Raw genomic sequence first — 19143 nt, 5'->3', positions numbered from 1 at the left:
CGAGCCGACGCGAACTGTCCCCGTCGTGGCGATGAGACGACACTTCGCGTCGGCTCGGCAACGGTGGCGGCGGGATGAAGCCTGGGCGCTCCTCAACGACGGAACGAGGTTCCGGCAGGTCCTGACTTCGGCGAGGATGGCGAGGTGCGCAAGAAGACCATCCGTCGCAAGCTCCGCGAAGCTATCGGCGGGTCCGATCTCGTCGTCATCGACCGCGTGTCCCGCCCGTCGCAGACGGTCAAGGGCTTCATCGTCAGCGTCGGCAGGCGTTGGGTGCTCGTTCATCAGACGATGGATGGCGGATTTTTCGACGGACACGTTGCGATCCGGATCAGCGAGGTTCACCGTGTGCGTGACGATGTGACCTTCGAGTCCGCATTCGCACGCACACAGCCCGAGTGGCCACCTGCGCAACCCCGAAGCGACCGAGATGTGGAGCTCGGCACAACGGCCGGCCTGCTCGCATCGTTGGCGAGTCCAGGGCAACTGTTCGGAGTAGAACGGAACAAGAAGTACGACGCGATGTGGATCGGCGTCCTCGAGGGAGTCATCCCACCCTGGCTTTACATGCGTGAAGTGCGACCGGACGCAACGTGGCACGACGAGCCCCTGGGATACCGTCTTCGCACCATCACTCTGGTGCTCGTGGGAACGCACTACCTTCGGGGGCTCACATCGATCGCCGAACCCGCTCCGATACCTTCCTGAATCGATCGAGCCCTCGACTGCGGCCTGCCCGGGGATGGCTACCACGTGGCACCGCCCCGCGCTACGGGAGGGGAGAAGCGCGGTGCGCGCACTACTGTTGCCCTCAGCCAAGCGGCGTGAGTGGAGCGCGATGAACGGTAACGATGTGACCCCTCGGGTCGCGCGGCACGACGCCCGAAGAGTCCTCGCCATGTTGCGGCGCTACCGCGTGGCCGAGTCCGACATGCTGACCCGCGCCCGGCGCTCACTGGGTATGAGCGAGAACGAGTTCGCGGCACTCCGTTTCCTGATGCAGCAGCGCGATCACGCCGCGAGGCCCCACGCGCTCATCCAGCATCTGGGGATCTCGTCCGCATCGGTGACCGCCATGATCGACAAGCTCGAACGCACCGGCCGGATCGTGCGGCACGAGGTCGCCGGCGACCGACGGGCCGTCTCGGTCACGGCGACGCCGCTCGCCAAACGGGAGATGCGCACCACGTTCGAGGAGTTGGACGAGCTCATGGAGGCCGCCGTGGAGCGTCTCAGCCCGTCCGAGATCAACCACATCGAAGCGTTCCTCGAAGTGGTGACCGATGCCGTCGAGGGAAGCATCGCAGCCTGACCTCGTTCCTCGCAGGCGCTCTGCGGAGCGGTGATCACTCCGCCGAGGATGACTCGGTCTCCGCGGCGGGTTCCGGCTCGGAGTGCCCGAGGGACTTCTCCTGGAGGAAGGCGCACAGCTCGGCTGCGATCTGAAGTTCGTGCGTGAGGGCGTTGAGCTCGAAGCTGGTCAGCTCCAGGGTCCGCTCGGCGGGTTGGATGAACACGTGCCAACTGAGATCGTCGCCCTCGTCGCGAGGTTCGATCCACACCTGGTTCGGTGCGTTCTCCAGCGGGATCAGAACCAATCCGGTGTCCTCTCCGCCCGACCCGTCCTGCACGACGACGCGGATTTCCTCCCCGGCGCTTCGGGCTTCGATGAACTCGGCCACCCAGTGCTCGAGCGTGGCCTTGCTGTGGAACACCATGGGTCGTCCTCGGGTAGGTGATACAGGCGATGCCGGGGCGAGACCGCTCGCTCGATTATCGCGCTCCGGAAACGCGACTCACGCCTCGCGGCGCGGCATCCCTGCTCGTCGACCGATCGCGAGCCACGCGGCGGGACCCGCCACCGGGACCAGCAGCACCACGAGGACCCACACCAGCGCCTGCCTCGAGGTCAACCGCCGCGTCGACCGCATGAGCGAGACCAGGGCGACGACCATGAGCACGGCCGCGATCAGCGCGATGACGGACCAGACGATGTCGTATCCGGACGGGACCAGCGGGTTCAGGGCGCTCACACCCCGACCCTAGCGGTGCTCGAGTCGACGGTGGGAGCGCCGAGACGTCGCAGATGGTCGGCGGGATGCCGCGCAGGCGACCATCTGCGACGCCTCGGCACCTCGACGCGTCAGCCGGCGGGGCGGAAGGCTCCGGCGAGGAACTCCCCCAGCTCGGCGGTGGCGGTCAACGGCAGGACGGCGGCGACGTACTGGTCGGGGCGGACGACGACGACCGCGCCACGCGGCGAGATCCCGCGCTCGGAGAAGACGTCGACATCCGTCCAGGTCGACGGTCCGGTCGCGTACACCTTCTCCCAGTCCATGAGCCCGAGTGGCCCCGAGTGGGGTCGGAACACGGCGGGCACCGCCGCCATCTCGACGTCCTCGTACCGCCGCGGGTAGATCACCTTCGTGTCGAAGACGGCGTCGGGATCGGCCCCGGCCGGCGTGTGCCGGGCGATCGGGCCGGATGCCGAGGCGAACCACTCCGCCCAGGCCGAGAGGTCTTCGCCCGACGCATCGGCGAAGGCGTACACGCGCCACCGCCCGTCGGCCTTGGCATGGTGACCGAGGTGCACGACGTTGCCGTCCGCGACCCGGACGACCTCCGCGGACTTCAGCCGCTTGCCGACGGAGAACCCCGTCGCGAGGTCCTGATGCTCGGCGCCTGCGACGATCGCCGAGGCGCCGTAGTGCGTCATGAACCCCGACGGGAACTCGGCGGTCGCGAGGTAGTACGTCGCGAGGTCTTCAGGGTCGGTGATCTCCTCGGGCTTTCGCGCCATCAGCGACGACCACTCCTTGTCGAAGTCGATCAGCTGCTGCGCGACGGGTCGTCGCTCGGCGCCGTAGGTGGCGAGGAGGGATGCCGGGGCCAGCCCGGTCAGCACGTGCCCGAGCTTCCACCCCAGGTTGAACCCGTCCTGCATCGAGACGTTCATGCCCTGCCCGGCCTTGGCGCTGTGGGTGTGGCATGCGTCGCCGGTGAGGAAGACCCGCGGATCGCGGTCGACGCCCTCGGGAACGTCGTCGAATCCGTCGGTGACACGGTGTCCGACCTCGTACACGCTGTGCCAGGCGACCTGTTTCACATCGATCGTGTAGGGGTGGAGGATCTCGTTCGCGCGGCGGATGACCTCTTCGATGGGGGTCTCGCGGACGCGGTGGTTGTCGTCCGCGGCGACCGCGCCGAGGTCGATGTACATGCGGCTGAGGTACCCGCCCTCGCGAGGGATGTGGAGGATGTTCCCCGCCGAGCTGTTGATGGCGCACTTGATGCGCCAGTCGGGGAAATCGGTGTCGACCAGCACGTCCATGACGCCCCAGGCGTGCTTCGACGCATCGCCGACGTGCACGCGCCCGATCGCCTGTCGCACACCGCTCCGGGCACCGTCGCATCCGACGACGTACCGCGCCCGGATGACGCGCTCCTCCCCCGCGCGGGGGCCGCCGACGTGGCGGACCGTGACCGCGACGGGGGCCGCGGCATCCTCGGGCACCTCGAGGCCGACGAACTCGATGCCGTAATCGGGCACGATCCGTCCGGGGCCGTGGGCGGCGGCCTCGGCAAAGTAGTCGAGCACGCGCGCCTGGTTGACGATCAGGTGCGGGAACTCGCTGATCTTCAGCCCGTAGTCATCGGTCCGCGATGTGCGGCGGATGCGGCTCGGGTCGGCCGGGTCGGGGCCCCAGAAGTTCATGTAGCCGATGTTGTACGCCTCGGCGATGATCCGCTCGGCGAACCCGAACGCCTGGAACGTCTCCACCGATCGCGGCTGGATGCCGTCGGCCTGACCCAGTTCGAGCCGACCGGTGCGCCGCTCGATGAGACGTGTCGAGACCTGCGGGAACTGCGACATCTGGGCGGCCAACAGCATCCCCGCCGGACCCGAGCCGACGATGAGCACGTCGGTCTTGTCGGGGAGCTCCTCGGGGCGGTCGACGCCGGTGCCGGCGGCGGGCAGCACCCGCGGATCGCCCGAGACGTAGCCGTGGTGGTGGAACTGCATGGTTCTCCTCGAACGGTCAGGCGCGCGTCAGACCGCGGACGGGACTGACCGACTGCTCCGCTTCGTGATCGGGGTCGAGTGGGATGCCGCTGCGGTCGCGCAGCAGCAGCGTCGCTACGAGGCCGAGCACGGTCATGCCGGCCAGGTACCAAGTGACCGGGGTGGTCGACCCGAAGGCGGCGACGAGCGCGGTCGCGATCGTCGGGGCGAACGCGCCGCCGAGGATCGCACCGATCGCGTACGAGATCGAGACGCCCGAGAAGCGGATCGAGGCGGGGAAGAGCTCTGCGTAGAGCGCGGCTTGGGGGCCGTAGGTGAAACCGAGACCGATCGTGAGGATCGCGAGCCCGAGGAAGAGGACGAAGACGTTCCCCGTGTTGACCAGCGGGAAGAGCGTGAACACACCCACGAGCTGCATGATCCACCCTGCGATGTACGTCGTGCGGCGCCCGAACCGGTCCGAGGCGAAACCGGCGACGAGCGTCGACAGCAGCCATGTGACGGCCGACCCGGTCACCGCCCACAGCACCGGGCCGCGGTCCAGGCCGAGGGGGCCTTCGGGGTTCGTGGCGTAGCCCTGGATGTACCCGCCGGTGGTCATGTAGCCGACGGCGTTGTTCCCGGCGAAGACGAAGGCGGCGACGATCACGAGCACCGCGTGCTTGCGGAAGAGCTCGACGATCGGCATCCGACTGTGCTCCTTGCGCTCGGCGAGCTCGAGGAAGACGGGGCTCTCCTCCACGCGGCGACGGACGTACCAGCCGACGAGGATGAGGACGACGCTGAGGAGGAACGGTACGCGCCAGCCCCACTGCAGGAACTGCTCCCCCGGCGCGATCGCCGACATGAGCGCCATGACGCCCGATGCGAGCAGCAGGCCCAGCGGCACGCCGATCTGCGGCGAGGCGCCGAACGCGCCGCGGCGCGTCTTGGGGGCGTGCTCGACGGCCATGAGCACCGCGCCGCCCCACTCGCCGCCGGCGGAGATGCCCTGCAGGATGCGCAGGAGCACGAGGAGGATGGGCGCGGCGAGGCCGATGGACTCGTAGCTCGGCAGGACGCCGATGAGCGCCGTCGCCAGGCCCATCAGGATGAGCGTCCACATGAGCACGACCTTGCGGCCGTACTTGTCACCGAGGTGGCCGGCGAGGAACGCGCCGAGGGGCCGGAAGAGGAAGCTCACACCGACCGTCGCGAATCCGATGAGGACGCTGTCCTTGCCCAGCGGGGCGAAGAAGAGCTGTCCGAACACGAGCCCGACGGCGGTCGCGTAGATGAAGAAGTCGTACCACTCCACGGTGGTGCCGACGACGGTGGCGAACACGACGCGGCGGCGGTCCGCGGCGGTCGCGATGGTCCCGGTGGGGGTGAACCCTCGAGGGGTGGGGGAAGTGCTCATGCTGACTCCTGTGTCATCCGACGTCTTCGTCGATTCCCGGTTGTCCGGTGCAGCCCGATCATATACGATTTGAGATACGACGCAAGAGCGAGGGAGCTCAGGAATGCAGAACGATGACACGGTGACGGATGCCGCATCCCTGGACCCGCGCTTCGCCGCCCTCCCGGGCCGCCCCGGCACGATCGTCGCCGTCCATCTGAACTACCGGTCGCGCGCCGCCCAACGCGGACGCACGCCTGCGGCGCCGTCCTACTTCTTCAAGTCCACGGGCTCCGTCGCGGCGTCCGGCGGAACGGTCGAGCGGCCCGTCGGAACCGAGCTCCTCGCCTTCGAGGGTGAGATCGCGCTCGTCATCGGCACGGCGGCCCGCCGCGTCAGCGCTGCCCGGGCGTGGGAGCACGTCGCCGGCGTCACGGCATCCAACGACCTCGGCCTCTACGACCTGCGGGCGAACGACAAGGGGTCGAACGTCCGCTCCAAGAGCGGCGACGGCTTCACCCCGATCGGCCCCGTCGTCCTCGACGCCCGCCGGCTCGATCCCACCCGGCTGCGCGTGCGCACCTGGGTGAACGGGGAGCTCGTCCAGGACGGCAGCACCGACGACCTCCTCTTCCCCCTCCCGCAGATCGTCGCCGACCTGTCGCAGCACTTCACACTCGAACCCGGCGACGTCATCCTCACCGGCACGCCCGCGGGGTCGTCCGTCATCGTCCCCGGCGACGTCGTCGAGGTCGAGGTCGACGCCCCCGACACCGGGGCGACCACCGGTCGACTCACGACGACCGTCGTCGACGGCCCCGACATCGCGTTCGACCCTGCACTCGGCTCGCTCCCCCAGGTCGACGACACGCAGCGCGAAGAGGCCTGGGGCTCCCGCGAGGCCGCCGGGCTCGCCGCGGCATCCGCTCTCTCGCCCGATCTCCGCGCGAAGCTCGAGCGCGTCCCCGTCGCAGGTCTGTCGCAGCAGCTGCGAAAGCGCGGCCTCGACAACGTCACGATCGACGGCGTCGCCCCTCTCCACCCCGATGCGAAGCTCGTCGGCGTCGCCGCCACTCTCCGGTTCGTGCCGAACCGCGAGGATCTGTTCCGAAGCCACGGCGGCGGCTACAACGCGCAGAAGCGCGCGTTCGACACGGTCCGCGAAGGCGAGGTCATCGTGATCGAGGCGCGTGGCGAGGCCGGTTCCGGCACGCTCGGCGACATCCTCGCGATCCGCGCGCACGCGCAGGGCGCGGCCGGCATCGTGACCGACGGCGGCGTGCGCGACGCGGCCGCCGTCGCCGCGGTCGGCATCCCGGTCTACACCGCGGGCGCGCACCCTGCGGTCCTCGGTCGCAAGCACGTGCCGTGGGATGCCGGGGGCACGATCGCCTGCGGCGGCACGACGGTGCAGCCGGGCGACATCATCGTGGGCGACCGCGACGGCGTCATCGTGCTGCCGCCCGCGCTCGCCGAGGAGGTCGCCGACGCGGCCCTCGCGCAGGAGGACGAGGACGCGTGGATCGCCGACCGCGTCGCGGAAGGCGAGCCGGTCGACGGGCTCTTCCCGATGAATGCCGCGTGGCGGGCGCGCTACGAAGCCGAACGGGGCTCCCGATGAGCGACGTCGCGGCCCCGAGCAAGTCGCAGCAGGCGTACGCGTGGATCAAGGAGCGCATCGTCAGCGAGGCGTTCACCCCCGGTTACCGCCTCGTCCTCGGCAGCATCGCGGGCGAGCTCGACATGAGCGTCGTCCCGGTGCGCGAGGCGATCCGCCAGCTCGAGGCCGAGGGTCTCGTCACCTTCGAGCGCAACGTCGGCGCGCGCGTCGCGATGGTCGACGACTCGCAGTACCGCTTCAGCATGCAGGCGCTGTCGATCCTCGAGGGCACCGCCACCGCGCTGTCCGCCCGCGCCCTCACCGAGTCCGACGTCCGGCGAGCGCGCGACATCAACGAGCTCATGATCGAGACGCTCGACCACTTCGACCCACGCGCCTTCACCCGGTTGAACCAGGAGTTCCACGCGACCCTCTTCGAGCGCTGCGCGAACCCGCGGATGCTGGAGCTCGTCCACGTCGAGTGGGCGCGGCTCGGGCACCTCCGTGACTCCACGTTCAGCTTCGTGCCGGGTCGCGCGCAGGAGTCGGTCCGCGAGCACGAGCAGATCCTCGTGCTCATCGAGCGGAGCGCCCCGCTCAGCGAGATCGAGCACGCCGCACGTCGGCACCGCTCGGCGACCCTCGACGCCTACATGACCCACGAACACCCCGACCAGGCCCTCGGCCTGCCGAACTTCTGACCCATCGAGCAAGGACGCACGACATGACGGATCCCACCCTGGCCGCGCCGCACACGCCCGCGGACCTGCCCACCCGCATCCAGCACTACATCGACGGTGCGTTCGTCGACTCTGTGGACGGCGACACGTTCGACGTCCTCGACCCCGTCACGAACCGGGTCTACCTGCAGGCCGCGGCCGGCAAGAAGGCCGATGTGGATGCCGCGGTCGCCGCCGCGCGCCGCGCCTTCACCGACGGCCCGTGGCCGAAGATGCTGCCCCGCGAGCGCTCGCGCATCCTGCACCGCATCGCCGACATCGTCGAGTCGCGCGACGCCCGGCTCGCGGAGCTCGAGTCGTTCGACTCGGGTCTGCCGATCACGCAGGCGCTCGGCCAGGCCCGTCGCGCCGCCGAGAACTTCCGGTTCTTCGCCGACCTGATCGTCGCCCAGTCCGACGACACGTTCAAGGTGCCCGGTCGCCAGATCAACTACGTCAACCGCAAGCCGATCGGCGTCGCGGGGCTCATCACCCCGTGGAACACGCCGTTCATGCTCGAGTCCTGGAAGCTCGGTCCCGCCCTCGCCACGGGCAACACGGTCGTGCTGAAGCCCGCCGAGTTCACTCCCCTCTCGGCATCGCTCTGGGCCGGGATCTTCGAAGAGGCCGGCCTCCCGCAGGGCGTCTTCAACCTCGTCAACGGCCTCGGCGAGGACGCCGGCGACGCGCTGGTGAAGCACCCCGACGTGCCGCTCATCTCCTTCACCGGCGAGAGCTCGACCGGCAAGCTCATCTTCGCCAACGCCGCTCCCTGGTTGAAGGGCCTGTCGATGGAGCTCGGCGGCAAGAGCCCCGCGATCGTCTTCGCCGACGCCGACCTCGACGCCGCCATCGACGCGACGATCTTCGGGGTCTTCTCCCTCAACGGCGAGCGCTGCACAGCAGGCAGCCGCATCCTCGTACAGCGCGACGTGTACGACGAGTTCGTCGCGCGCTACGCCGCCCAGGCGCAGCGCGTGAAGGTCGGTTTTCCGCACGATCCCGCCACCGAGGTCGGTGCCCTCGTGCACCCCGAGCACTACGACAAGGTCATGTCGTACGTCGAGATCGGCAAGGGGGAAGGTCGCCTCGTCGCCGGCGGCGGTCGCCCCGAGGGGTTCGCCGACGGCAACTTCGTCGCCCCGACGGTGTTCGCCGATGTGCCCCCGACCGCGCGGATCTTCCAGGAGGAGATCTTCGGTCCCGTCGTCGCGATCACCCCGTTCGACACCGACGACGACGCCCTCGCCCTCGCCAACGACACCAGATACGGTCTCGCCGCCTACGTGTGGACGAACGACCTGAAGCGAGCCCACAACTTCTCGCAGGCCGTCGAGGCCGGCATGGTGTGGCTGAACTCGAACAACGTCCGCGACCTGCGTACGCCCTTCGGCGGCGTGAAAGCCTCCGGACTCGGCCACGAGGGCGGTTACCGCTCGATTGACTTCTACACCGACCAGCAGGCCGTGCACATCACGCTCGGCGCGGTCCACAACCCCACCTTTGGCAAGAACTGACTCCGCCCACGACCAGCAAGGACGCTGACATGAGCCACCGCGACGGCATGACCAAGACCTCCTCCGGGTTCTTCGTCTCGCAAGAAGCCCCCATCCGCACCGACGACCCGGTGCGGACGCCCACCTCCCCCGCCCCCGACATCCTGCGCTGCGCGTACATGGACCTCGTGGTCACCGACCTCGCGGCATCCCGCCAGTTCTACGTCGACATCCTGGGGCTCCACGTCACCGAGGAGGACGACGACGTGATCTACCTCCGTTCGACGGAGGAGTTCATCCACCACAACCTCGTGCTGCGGAAGGGGCCCGTCGCCGCCGTCGCCGCGTTCTCGTACCGCGTCCGCACGCCCGAGGACCTCGATCGGGCCGTCGCCTTCTACAGCGAGATCGGATGCCGCGTCGAGCGCCGCCCCGAGGGGTTCACGAAGGGCATCGGCGACTCGGTGCGCGTCGAGGACCCCCTCGGGTTCCCGTACGAGTTCTTCCACCAGAGCGAGCACGTCGAGCGGCTGTCGTGGCGCTACGACCTGCAGATCCCGGGCGAACTCGTCCGCCTCGACCACTTCAACCAGGTGACGCCCGACGTCCCGCGCGCGGTGCGCCACTACCAGGACCTGGGGTTCCGGGTGACCGAGGACATCCAGGACGAGGACGGCACGGTCTACGCGGCGTGGATGCGGCGGAAGCCCACCGTGCACGACACCGCCGCGACCGGCGGCGACGGGCCTCGCATGCACCACGTCGCCTTCGCGACGCACGAGAAGCACAACATCCTCGCGATCTGCGACAAGCTCGGCGCGCTGCGACGCTCCGACGCGATCGAGCGGGGACCGGGCCGGCACGGCGTCTCGAACGCCTTCTACCTGTACCTGCGCGACCCCGACGGCCACCGGGTGGAGATCTACACGCAGGACTACTACACCGGTGACCCCGACAACCCGGTCATCACGTGGGACGTGCACGACAACCAGCGACGCGACTTCTGGGGCAACCCCGTCGTCCCGTCCTGGTACACCGAGGCATCCCTCGTGCTCGACCTCGACGGCAACCCGCAGCCCGTCCGCACCCGGGAGGACCGCAGCGAGATGGCGGTCACGATCGGCGCCGACGGCTTCTCGTACACCCGCGAGGGCGATGACGAGGCGATGCCCTCGTGGAAGCAGGGCGAGTACAAGCTCGGGAACCAGCTCTGATGCTGTCCACCGAGGACGTCTCGCGCATCGCGGACGAGCTCGCCGAGGCCGATCGTACGCACGGCGTCATCCCACGGATCACCGCACGCCACCCCGAGGCCACGGTCGAGGACTCCTACGCGATCCAAGGCGTCTGGCGCGACCGGATGGTCGCGTCGGGCCGGCGCCTCGTCGGTCGCAAGATCGGGCTGACCTCCAAGGCGATGCAGCAGGCGACGGGGATCACCGAGCCCGACTACGGGGTCATGTTCGACGACACCGTCTACCGCTCGGGCGACAGCATCCCCGTCGACCACTTCTCGAACGTCCGGATCGAGGTCGAACTCGCCTTCGTCCTCGCGAGCCCGCTCGAAGGCCCCGACTGCACGCTCGAGGACGCCCTCGCGGCGATCGACTACGCCGTACCCGCGCTCGAAGTGCTGAACTCGCACATCGAACTCGAGGGCCGCACGATCGTCGACACGATCAGCGACAACGCCGCCTACGGTGCAATGGTTCTCGGCATCGAACACCGCCGCCCCGACGAGATCGACCTGCGCTGGGTGCCGGGGGTGCTCTCACGCAACGGCGAGATCGAGGAGACCGGTGTCGCGCAGGGTGTCCTCGGCCACCCCGCGACGGGCGTCGCGTGGCTCGCCAACAAGATCCACCAGCACGGCGCACGTCTCGAGGCGGGCGAGATCATCCTCGCCGGCTCGTTCACGCGGCCGGTGTGGGTGTCGCGGGGCGACGAGGTGCGCTGCGACTATGGGCCGATGGGAGTGATCGAATGCCGTTTCATCTGAACCCGACGTTCCGCGAAGCGCTGACGGATGCCGACCGTCCCCTCGCCGGCATGTGGGTGTGCTCCGGGTCGCCGCTCGTCGCCGAAATCTGCGCGGGCGCGGGCCTCGACTGGCTGCTGATCGACATGGAGCACTCCCCGAACGGGCTCGAGTCGGTGCTCGCGCAGCTGCAGGCCGTCGCCGCCGCCCCCGTGACGGCGGTGGTGCGCGTGCCGTTCGGCGACGTCGTGACGATCAAGCAGGTGCTCGACATCGGCGCGCAGAACATCCTCGTGCCGATGGTCGACACGGCGGCGCAGGCGGCGGAGCTCGTCGCCGCGGTGCGGTATCCCCCGCACGGACGCCGCGGCGTCGGGTCCGCGCTCGCCCGCTCCGGCCGGTGGAATCGCGTCGAGGACTACCTCGCCGACGCCGACCGCCACGTCTCCCTGTTCGTGCAGGTCGAGACGGTCGAGGGTGTCCGGAACGCCGCCGAGATCGCCGCGGTCGACGGGATCGACGGGGTCTTCGTCGGCCCGAGCGACCTCGCGGCGTCGATGGGGCTCCTCGGCGCGCAGACGCATCCCGATGTGGTCGCAGCCGTCCTCGACGCGTTCGCCGCCGTCCGTGCGTCGGGAAAGCCCGTGGGCGTCAACGCCTTCGATCCGGATGCCGCGCAACGCTACCTCGACGAGGGCGCGTCCTTCGTGCTGGTCGGCGCCGACGTCACCCTCCTCGCCCGCGGGTCCGAGGCGCTCGCGGCCCGATGGGGTCGCGCCGGCGGCTGAGCCACCGCGCGGTCGTCAGCGGGCGGCATCCCACCACTGGAGGACCCGGAGCGCGAGGAAGGTGAGCCACCGCGACGGCTGACCCTCGGGTGCGTCGATGTCGAACCAGCGCCTGCCCTCGAGCGTGCGTCCCTGGTGCCACGTGCCGTCGGCGTGCCGCGCCGCGCGGACCATCTCGATCGCCTCGGCGAGCCGCGGGTCCGGCGGGGTGCCGGCCTGGAGAGCGGCATCCCGGAAATGATCGAGCGCCGCGAGCGCGCTGTAGCGGTGCCGGTTGGGGTAGACGAAGTCGGTGACGAAGCTGCCGACGACCTCTCCCGTCGACAGCCGGTACGCCAGGCGCCGTTCGAGGAGGTACTCCTCGCCGCGGTGCCGGCTGTCGCGCAGCGCCGTGTCGCCGGTGAACTGCTCGTAGGCGAGCATGCCGCGGACGGCATTGAGCGTCGAGTGGAACGACCCGCGCACCGAGTCACCCTCCTCGGCCTCGCAGTTCCAGCCGGCGTCGGCGAGCTGATGCTCGGGGAACCATGCGGCGAGCGCCGAGACGTCGGCGCCGAGCCACGCTCCCGTCCCGAGCGTGAACGCGTTGATGCAGACGTCCACCTCCCCACCCCAGTACGGCAGGTCGTCGTACTCCCAGCGGCTGTTGCGGTCGAGCTTCGCCGCGGTGTCCCCGAGAGCGGATGCCGGCACTCCCCACTCGCGCAGATCCTTGAGCGTCCAGGTCGTGGCCGTCCACGGCTGGCCGGGCATCTCTGACTCGGGGCTGCCGAAGAACCCGGCCGGGAAGTACGCGCCGCCCTCCCACTGCCCGTCCTCCCCCTGCTGCGCGAGGAGCGTGGCTCCGTTCCCCTCGGTGGTCACGCGTGCCCGCGTGACCTCCCACTGCTCGGGCGGCACGCCCAGGAGATCCCGCTCTACCTGCCACCGCAGTGACGGGTCCGAGTCCCGCAGCCAGTCGAGGATCTCCTGCGCGCGCGTCATGTCGGCATCTTCGCGCGGGCCGCCGACATCCGCCAGGGCTCAGCCGCGCTGCGCGAGCATCTCTCCGTAGCCGTCCTCGAACGTCGGGTAGGCGAGGCCGTCGACGACCTCGGTGAGGCGCGTGCCGTCGAGGATCGTCCCGCGCCGCTCGGCGGGTTCGCCGCGAGGCGGCACCGGCACGCCGAGGCGCTCGGCGAGGAAGCTCACGACCTCGCCGAGCGTCGCCGGCCGCCGGTCGACGGCGTGGAGGACGGCGGGCACCTCGTCGGCCCGCAGCAGCGTGAGGATCGTGCGGACGACGTCGGTCTCGTGGATGCGGTTGGTCCGGCGGTCGTGATCCACCGGGGTGCCGGCGAGCACCTGGCGGATGAGCCGGTCACGTCCCGGTCCGTAGATGCCCGCGGGTCGCAGGATGGTCGCGCCGAACAGCTCGACCGCGCGCTCCTCCCCGTCGACGAGCTGCTGGGCTCGATCGCTGCGCGGCCGCGGCTCGTCGTTCTCGTCCAGCGGCCGCTCGTCGCCGTACCCCTCGAACACCCGCGTCGACGACACCCAGATCGTGCGTGCCGGCCGCTCGGGCAACGCTTCTGCGACGCGGCCGATCGCGCCGGCGAGAAAACCTTGCTCCTCGCCCGGCGGCAGCGTCACGACGACCGCGTCGACCGCCGGCAGCGACTCGGTGAGCGGCCGGGACAGGTCCGCGGCGATGTGTCGCCAGCCGTCCGAATCGGATGCCGCCGACCGCCGCAGCGTGACGACCTCGCCGCCCGCGCGCCGGAGCTCCTCCGCCACCCGCGTTCCGATGCGACCGGAACCGATGAGGAGCGTGCGCGCAGGGATCATCCCCCCATCCTCTCAATCGCCCTGGGGTGACGGGCGTGTAACAAAGCGTCGCCGCAGGACCCGCGGCATCCGTCTGCGCGCGAGAATGATCAGCGGCTCTCCGCGATCACGCGGCGATGCCAACCCGACCCCCTCGTCCGAGCACCCTCGGCGCCCCCGGAGGCCCTCATGTCCCGTCGTCCCGCCCTGCGCACCGCACTCGTCGCGTCCGCCGCGGCCCTCGCCCTCCTCCTCGGAGGCTGCGCCTCGAACGCGGCCCCGGGTGCCGGGTCGTCCGCCGGTGCGACTCCCTCGCCCGACGATTACGTCACCCCCGGCAAGTTCACCGTCGCCACCGGCGAGACCGCCTACGAGCCCTACGTCTACGACGACAAGCCTGAGTCGGGCAAGGGCTTCGAGGCCGCCGTCGCCTACGCCGTCGCCGACAAGCTCGGCTTCGCGAAGGACGACGTCGAGTGGGTCCGCACGAGCTTCGAGGCGGCGATCGCGCCCGGCCCCAAGAGCTTCGACGTGAACCTGCAGCAGTACACGATCACCGACGACCGCAAGAAGGGCGTCGACTTCTCGTCGCCGTACTACTCCGCGAGCCAGTCGATCATCGCCCTCAAGGGCGGCAAGGCCGACGGCGTGACCGACCTCGCCGGGCTCAAGGACATCACGATCGGCGCCATGGCGAACTCGACGAGCGCTCTGACGCTCGACGCGCTCGACCTCGGGCTCACCCCGAAGCTCTACAACTCGAACGAGGACGCCACCGCGGCCCTCAGCGCCGGACAGGTGGATGCCGTCGTCCTCGACACCCCGACCGCCTACGTCGCGGTCACCGCGTACATCACCGACTCCTTCATCGTCGGCGAGCTCCCGAAGGTCGGCGTCGAGGACCAGTGGGGCCTGCTGCTCGCCAAGGACTCGCCGTTGACCCCCGCGGTGAGCGCGGCCGTCGACGCCCTCCGGGAGGACGGCACCCTGGCGGAGCTCGAGAAGGAATGGCTGTCGGGTCTCACCGAAGGCGTGACGAAGCTCCAGTGACGAAGCGCCCGTGAGGACGCGCTAGCGTCGATCCGTGAGTACCAGCATCCCGAGCGCACTCGAGCTCGACCGTCGCGCCTATCGGCGCGGGCGGGAGCGACGGTCCGTGCTCATCGCGATCCTCTCGACGGCCGCGTTCGCGGTGATCGTGTGGGCGTTCGTCATCAACACGGAGGGCTGGGCGAAGGTCCAGCGGGCCTTCTTCGACCCCGCTGTCGCCATCGAGGCGCTGCCGAAGGTGTGGGAGGGCTTCCTCCTCAACCTGACGGTGCTCGGCATCTCGATCTTCACGGTCGGCGGCGTCGCGCTCGTGATCGCACTCCTGCGCACTCTCCGGGGCCCGGTCTTCTTTCCCGTGCGGACCCTGGCGGCGGGCTACACCGATCTGTTCCGCGGGCTGCCGTTCATCATCGTGCTCTACCTCGTCGGGTTCGGGCTGCCGACGATCGTCGGCGAGCGGATCGACGAGCTGTTCCTCGGCATCCTCGCCGTCACGCTCACATACTCGGCCTACGTCGCCGAGGTGATCCGCGCCGGCATCGACTCGGTGCACCCCTCTCAGCGCCTCGCCGCCCGTGCGCTCGGCCTGAACCATGTGCAGACGCTCCGCCGCGTCGTTTTGCCGCAGGCTCTCCGCAAGATGACACCCGCGCTCATGAACGACTTCATCTCGATGCAGAAGGACGTCGGGCTCATCTCGATCATCGCGGGCCTCGACGCGATCGCGCGGGCGAAGGGCGTCGTCGCGACGACCTACAACTTCACGCCGTACGTCGTGGCAGGCATCCTCTTCATCCTCCTGGCGATCCCCACGATCCGCCTGACGGACTGGTACACGGCGAGGCTCCGCGAGCGCGAGCAGTCAGGATCGGTGCTGTGAGCGGGATCTTGACGGCGACCGGCATCCGCAAGTCCTTCGGTGACCGGGACGTGCTGAAGGGCGTCGATGTGACGCTCGGTGCGCACGAGGTCGTCGCGCTCATCGGCGCGAGCGGATCGGGCAAGTCGACGCTGCTGCGGTGCCTGGGATTGCTGGAGCCCATCGACGACGGGCAGATCTTCCTCGGCGACGAGGACATCTCCGACCCGCGGGTCGACGGCAACCGCGTGCGAGCGCGCCTGGGCGCCGTGTTCCAGAGCTTCAACCTCTTCCCGCATCTGTCCGTGCTCGACAACGTCACGCTCGCCTCGCGCGTGGTGCACCGGATGCCGCGCCGCGACGCCGAAGCCCGCGCGGCCGAGTTGCTGGCCCGCGTCGGGCTCGCCGACAAGGCGGAGGATCACCCCGACCGGCTGTCGGGCGGTCAGCAGCAGCGCGTCGCCATCGCCCGCGCGATCGCGACCGACCCCGAGGTGCTGCTCCTCGACGAGATCACCTCGGCGCTCGACCCGGAGCTCGTCGGCGAGGTCCTCGAGCTCGTCCGTGACCTGGCGTCGGAGGGCGCGACGATCCTGATGGCGACGCACGAGATGGCGTTCGCGCGCGACGTCGCCGATCGCGTCGTGTTCCTCGACGCCGGCACGATCGTCGAGCAGGGCCCGCCGTCGTCCGTGCTGCGGCATCCGCAGGAGGCCCGCACCCGCGCCTTCCTCGCCCGCTTCACCGCCTGAGGCGCCGGGCCGCCGGCTTCTCCTGTCACAACTCGCCGCGCGCCATCGCACATCGCGACAGGCGAGCGGCGGCGCAGCGCCCCCGCGGGCTTCCCCGGCGCAGGGCCCCCGGTGGACTTCCCCTGTCACAACACGCCGCACGCCACCGCACATTGCGACAGGCGAGCATCACGGCAGCGCCCCCGCGGGCTTCCCCTGTCACAACACGCCGCACGCCACCGCACATTGCGACAGGCGAGCATCACGGCAGCGCCCCCGCGGGCTTCCCCCGTCACAACACGCCGCACGCCACCGCACATCGCGACAGGCGAGCGGTGCCCGTCAACGAAGGCGAGGGATGCCGGGCGGCACCCGGCATCCCTCGTTTACAAGCACACGTCAGACGCGCAGGCCCGCAGCGCGCTCGGCGACCTCGACGACGTTGGTCATCAGGAGCGCGACCGTCATCGGGCCGACGCCGCCGGGGTTCGGCGACACCCAGCCCGCGACCTCCGTGACATCCGGGTGGACGTCGCCGTAGACGCGGCTCTTGCCGGTCTCGGGGTCGTCCTCGCGCGTGACGCCGACGTCGAGGACGGCGGCGCCCGGCTTCACGTGCTCAGCGGTGACGATGTGCTTCACACCTGCCGCGGCGACGATGACATCGGCTTCGCGCAGGTGCGCGCCGAGGTCGGTCGTGCCGGTGTGGGTGAGCGTGACGGTCGCGTTGTACTCGCGGCGCGTGAGCAGCAGGCCGATCGATCGGCCGATCGTAACTCCGCGACCGACGACGACGACGTGCTTTCCGGCCAGGTCGTAGCCGTTCCGCACCAGCAGCTCGATGACCCCGCGCGGCGTGCACGGCAGCGGCGACGTGATCGGGGTGTTGACGTTGAGCACCAGGCGACCGAGGTTCGTCGGGTGGAGGCCGTCGGCATCCTTCTCGGGATCGATCCGCTCGAGGATCCGGTCGGTGTCGAGGTGCTTCGGCAGCGGCAGCTGCACGATGTACCCGTGGCAGGTGGGGTCGGCGTTGAGCTCGTCGATCAGCGCTTCGACCTGCTCCTGCGTCGCGTCGGCGGGCAGCTCGCGCTGGATCGAGTTCATCCCGATCGCCTCGGACTGGCGGTGCTTCATCCCGACGTAGAGCTGGGATGCCGGGTCCGCGCCCACGAGGACGGTGGCGATGCCGGGCGTCACGCCGTGCTCCTTCAGCACCGCGACGCGCTCTGCGAGCTCCGTCTTGATCGCCGCCGAGGCGGCCTTACCGTCGAGGATCCGAGCGGTCATGATGCCTCCTGTCGTCGCCCCTCGCCCGCGAGACTGCGCGGGGAGCTCGAGACTGCGGTCAAAAACCGCTGTCTCGAGGCGTGCGTGCAGTCTCGCGGTCGGAGGAGGGGCCGGATGCCGGCGGTCACTGCTGGAGGCCGGGGTAGAGCGGGAACGCGTCGGCGAGCTTCGCGACGCGCGCGCGGAGCGCCTCGTGGTCGGCACCCGGCAGCAGCGCGAGCGCGATGACGTCGGCGACCTCGGTGAACTCGGCGTCGCCGAAGCCGCGGGTCGCGAGCGCCGGCGTGCCGATCCGCAGCCCCGAGGTGACCATCGGCGGACGCGGGTCGTTCGGGACCGCGTTGCGGTTGACCGTGATCCGGATGTCGTGCAGCAAGTCTTCGGCCTGCTTGCCGTCGATCGCCGCGTCGCGCAGGTCGACGAGCACGAGGTGCACGTCGGTGCCGCCGGAGCGCACCGCGATGCCGGCGCCCGTGACGTCGTCCTGGGTGAGGCGGTCGGCGAGGATCGCCGCTCCGCGGAGCGTGCGCTCCTGACGTTCCTTGAACTCCGGGGTCATCGCGAGCTTGAACGCGGTCGCCTTCGCGGCGATCACGTGCATGAGGGGCCCGCCCTGCTGGCCGGGGAAGACCGCGGTGTTGATCTTCTTGGCGATGTCGGCGTCGTTCGAGAGGATGAGGCCCGAGCGGGGGCCGCCGATCGTCTTGTGCACGGTGGTCGAGACGACGTGCGCGTGCGGGATGGGCGACGGGTGCAGGCCCGCGGCGACGAGGCCGGCGAAGTGCGCCATGTCGACCCAGAGGAGGGCGCCCACCTCGTCGGCGATCGCGCGGAAGGCGGCGAAGTCGAGCTGACGGGGGTAGGCCGACCAGCCGGCGATGATGACCTTCGGCTTGTGCTCGATCGCGAGGCGACGGACCTCGTCCATGTCGACGAGCGAGGTCTCGGCGTCGACGCCGTACGCGACGATGTTGTAGAGACGGCCCGAGAAGTTGATCTTCATGCCGTGCGTGAGGTGGCCGCCGTGGTCGAGCGAAAGGCCGAGCAGCGTGTCGCCGGGGCGGGCGATCGCGTGCAGGACGGCGGCGTTGGCCGACGCACCCGAGTGGGGCTGCACGTTGGCGAACCCGGCGCCGAAGAGGGCCTTGGCGCGCTCGATCGCGAGCTCCTCGGCGACGTCGACGACCTCGCAGCCGCCGTAGTAGCGACGGCCGGGGTATCCCTCGGCGTACTTGTTGGTGAGGACGGAGCCCTGCGACTGCAGCACCGAGACGGGAACGAAGTTCTCGGAGGCGATCATCTCGAGGAACCCACGCTGACGGTCGAGCTCCCGCTCGAGCACATCGGCGATCTCGGGATCGACCTCGGAGAGGGGGGCGTTGAACAGCGAATCGGTCATGACGATCTCCTGACGACGGCTTTCG

19 protein-coding genes are annotated in these 19143 nt (G+C 70.0%); 11 read left to right on the top strand and 8 right to left on the bottom strand.

Annotated elements, in window-relative coordinates:
• The first annotated feature begins 144 nt into the window (after window positions 1-144).
• Together H286_RS0100520 and H286_RS0100515 are read left to right on the top strand one after the other, a co-directional pair.
• On the top strand, window positions 145-708 hold the full coding sequence (locus H286_RS0100520; protein WP_020096692.1) for a hypothetical protein: 564 nt from the start codon (window positions 145-147) through the stop codon (window positions 706-708).
• Between the two features lie 190 nt (window positions 709-898).
• Window positions 899-1312, top strand: coding sequence for a MarR family winged helix-turn-helix transcriptional regulator (locus H286_RS0100515; protein WP_018188826.1), 414 nt, complete (start codon window positions 899-901; stop codon window positions 1310-1312).
• 34 nt (window positions 1313-1346) lie between these two features.
• Here the strand turns inward: H286_RS0100515 and H286_RS0100510 are convergent, their stop codons facing one another.
• From H286_RS0100510 to H286_RS0100495, 4 genes are all read right to left on the bottom strand, one after another.
• Complete coding sequence (locus H286_RS0100510; RefSeq protein ID WP_018188827.1) at window positions 1347-1718, bottom strand: hypothetical protein; 372 nt, start codon at window positions 1716-1718, stop codon at window positions 1347-1349.
• A 78-nt stretch (window positions 1719-1796) separates the two neighbouring features.
• Window positions 1797-2033 carry a PLDc N-terminal domain-containing protein gene (locus H286_RS0100505; protein WP_020096691.1) on the bottom strand — a complete coding sequence of 79 codons (237 nt, stop codon included), beginning with the start codon at window positions 2031-2033 and terminating at the stop codon, window positions 1797-1799.
• Between the two features lie 110 nt (window positions 2034-2143).
• On the bottom strand, window positions 2144-4024 hold the full coding sequence (locus H286_RS0100500) for an FAD-dependent monooxygenase (protein WP_020096690.1): 1881 nt from the start codon (window positions 4022-4024) through the stop codon (window positions 2144-2146).
• A gap of 16 nt (window positions 4025-4040) precedes the next feature.
• Window positions 4041-5423, bottom strand: a complete 1383-nt coding sequence (locus H286_RS0100495; protein WP_020096689.1) for an MFS transporter — start codon at window positions 5421-5423, stop codon at window positions 4041-4043.
• A 103-nt stretch (window positions 5424-5526) separates the two neighbouring features.
• Here H286_RS0100495 and H286_RS0100490 point away from each other — a divergent pair, with 103 nt between their 5' ends.
• From H286_RS0100490 to H286_RS0100465, 6 genes are read left to right on the top strand one after another with little or no spacing between them, the layout of a single operon-like run.
• The gene (locus H286_RS0100490) at window positions 5527-7023 is read left to right on the top strand and encodes a fumarylacetoacetate hydrolase family protein (protein ID WP_020096688.1); all 1497 of its coding nucleotides are present in this window, start codon (window positions 5527-5529) and stop codon (window positions 7021-7023) included.
• Complete coding sequence (locus tag H286_RS0100485; RefSeq protein WP_020096687.1) at window positions 7020-7703, top strand: GntR family transcriptional regulator; 684 nt, start codon at window positions 7020-7022, stop codon at window positions 7701-7703. Before H286_RS0100490 ends, H286_RS0100485 begins: the two co-directional genes overlap by 4 nt.
• A gap of 23 nt (window positions 7704-7726) precedes the next feature.
• Entirely contained in the window at window positions 7727-9238 is a 1512-nt protein-coding gene (hpaE, locus tag H286_RS0100480; RefSeq protein ID WP_020096686.1) for a 5-carboxymethyl-2-hydroxymuconate semialdehyde dehydrogenase, read from the top strand.
• A 29-nt stretch (window positions 9239-9267) separates the two neighbouring features.
• Window positions 9268-10431, top strand: a complete 1164-nt coding sequence (hpaD, locus tag H286_RS0100475; RefSeq protein WP_020096685.1) for a 3,4-dihydroxyphenylacetate 2,3-dioxygenase — start codon at window positions 9268-9270, stop codon at window positions 10429-10431.
• Window positions 10431-11216, top strand: a complete 786-nt coding sequence (locus tag H286_RS0100470) for a 2-keto-4-pentenoate hydratase (protein ID WP_020096684.1) — start codon at window positions 10431-10433, stop codon at window positions 11214-11216. The genes hpaD and H286_RS0100470 overlap by 1 nt, the downstream gene beginning before the upstream one ends.
• Complete coding sequence (locus H286_RS0100465; protein ID WP_020096683.1) at window positions 11201-11983, top strand: aldolase/citrate lyase family protein; 783 nt, start codon at window positions 11201-11203, stop codon at window positions 11981-11983. The genes H286_RS0100470 and H286_RS0100465 overlap by 16 nt, the downstream gene beginning before the upstream one ends.
• A gap of 15 nt (window positions 11984-11998) precedes the next feature.
• Here H286_RS0100465 and H286_RS0100460 read toward each other — a convergent pair whose 3' ends face one another.
• Window positions 11999-12967, bottom strand: coding sequence for a hypothetical protein (locus tag H286_RS0100460; RefSeq protein ID WP_020096682.1), 969 nt, complete (start codon window positions 12965-12967; stop codon window positions 11999-12001).
• A gap of 39 nt (window positions 12968-13006) precedes the next feature.
• On the bottom strand, window positions 13007-13810 hold the full coding sequence (locus tag H286_RS0100455; RefSeq protein ID WP_020096681.1) for a sugar nucleotide-binding protein: 804 nt from the start codon (window positions 13808-13810) through the stop codon (window positions 13007-13009).
• Window positions 13811-13978: 168 nt separating this feature from the next.
• On the opposite strand from H286_RS0100455, the gene H286_RS0100450 reads away from it, so the two are divergent.
• From H286_RS0100450 to H286_RS0100440, 3 genes are read left to right on the top strand one after another with little or no spacing between them, the layout of a single operon-like run.
• Entirely contained in the window at window positions 13979-14839 is an 861-nt protein-coding gene (locus H286_RS0100450) for an ABC transporter substrate-binding protein (RefSeq protein WP_020096680.1), read from the top strand.
• A gap of 34 nt (window positions 14840-14873) precedes the next feature.
• The gene (locus H286_RS0100445) at window positions 14874-15719 is read left to right on the top strand and encodes an amino acid ABC transporter permease (RefSeq protein WP_018188840.1); all 846 of its coding nucleotides are present in this window, start codon (window positions 14874-14876) and stop codon (window positions 15717-15719) included.
• The gene (locus tag H286_RS0100440; protein ID WP_020096679.1) at window positions 15716-16450 is read left to right on the top strand and encodes an amino acid ABC transporter ATP-binding protein; all 735 of its coding nucleotides are present in this window, start codon (window positions 15716-15718) and stop codon (window positions 16448-16450) included. Before H286_RS0100445 ends, H286_RS0100440 begins: the two co-directional genes overlap by 4 nt.
• A gap of 378 nt (window positions 16451-16828) precedes the next feature.
• Here the strand turns inward: H286_RS0100440 and H286_RS0100435 are convergent, their stop codons facing one another.
• Window positions 16829-17719, bottom strand: a complete 891-nt coding sequence (locus H286_RS0100435; protein WP_020096678.1) for a bifunctional methylenetetrahydrofolate dehydrogenase/methenyltetrahydrofolate cyclohydrolase — start codon at window positions 17717-17719, stop codon at window positions 16829-16831.
• 124 nt (window positions 17720-17843) lie between these two features.
• Window positions 17844-19118 (bottom strand): serine hydroxymethyltransferase, encoded by a 1275-nt coding sequence (gene glyA / locus H286_RS0100430; RefSeq protein ID WP_020096677.1) that lies wholly within the window; start codon window positions 19116-19118, stop codon window positions 17844-17846.
• Window positions 19119-19143: the final 25 nt, after the last annotated feature.

It is taken from the genome of Microbacterium sp. 11MF (genome assembly GCF_000383475.1).
Classification (GTDB): domain Bacteria; phylum Actinomycetota; class Actinomycetes; order Actinomycetales; family Microbacteriaceae; genus Microbacterium; species Microbacterium aquilitoris.
This window is presented reverse-complemented; position numbering and strand designations above follow the sequence as displayed.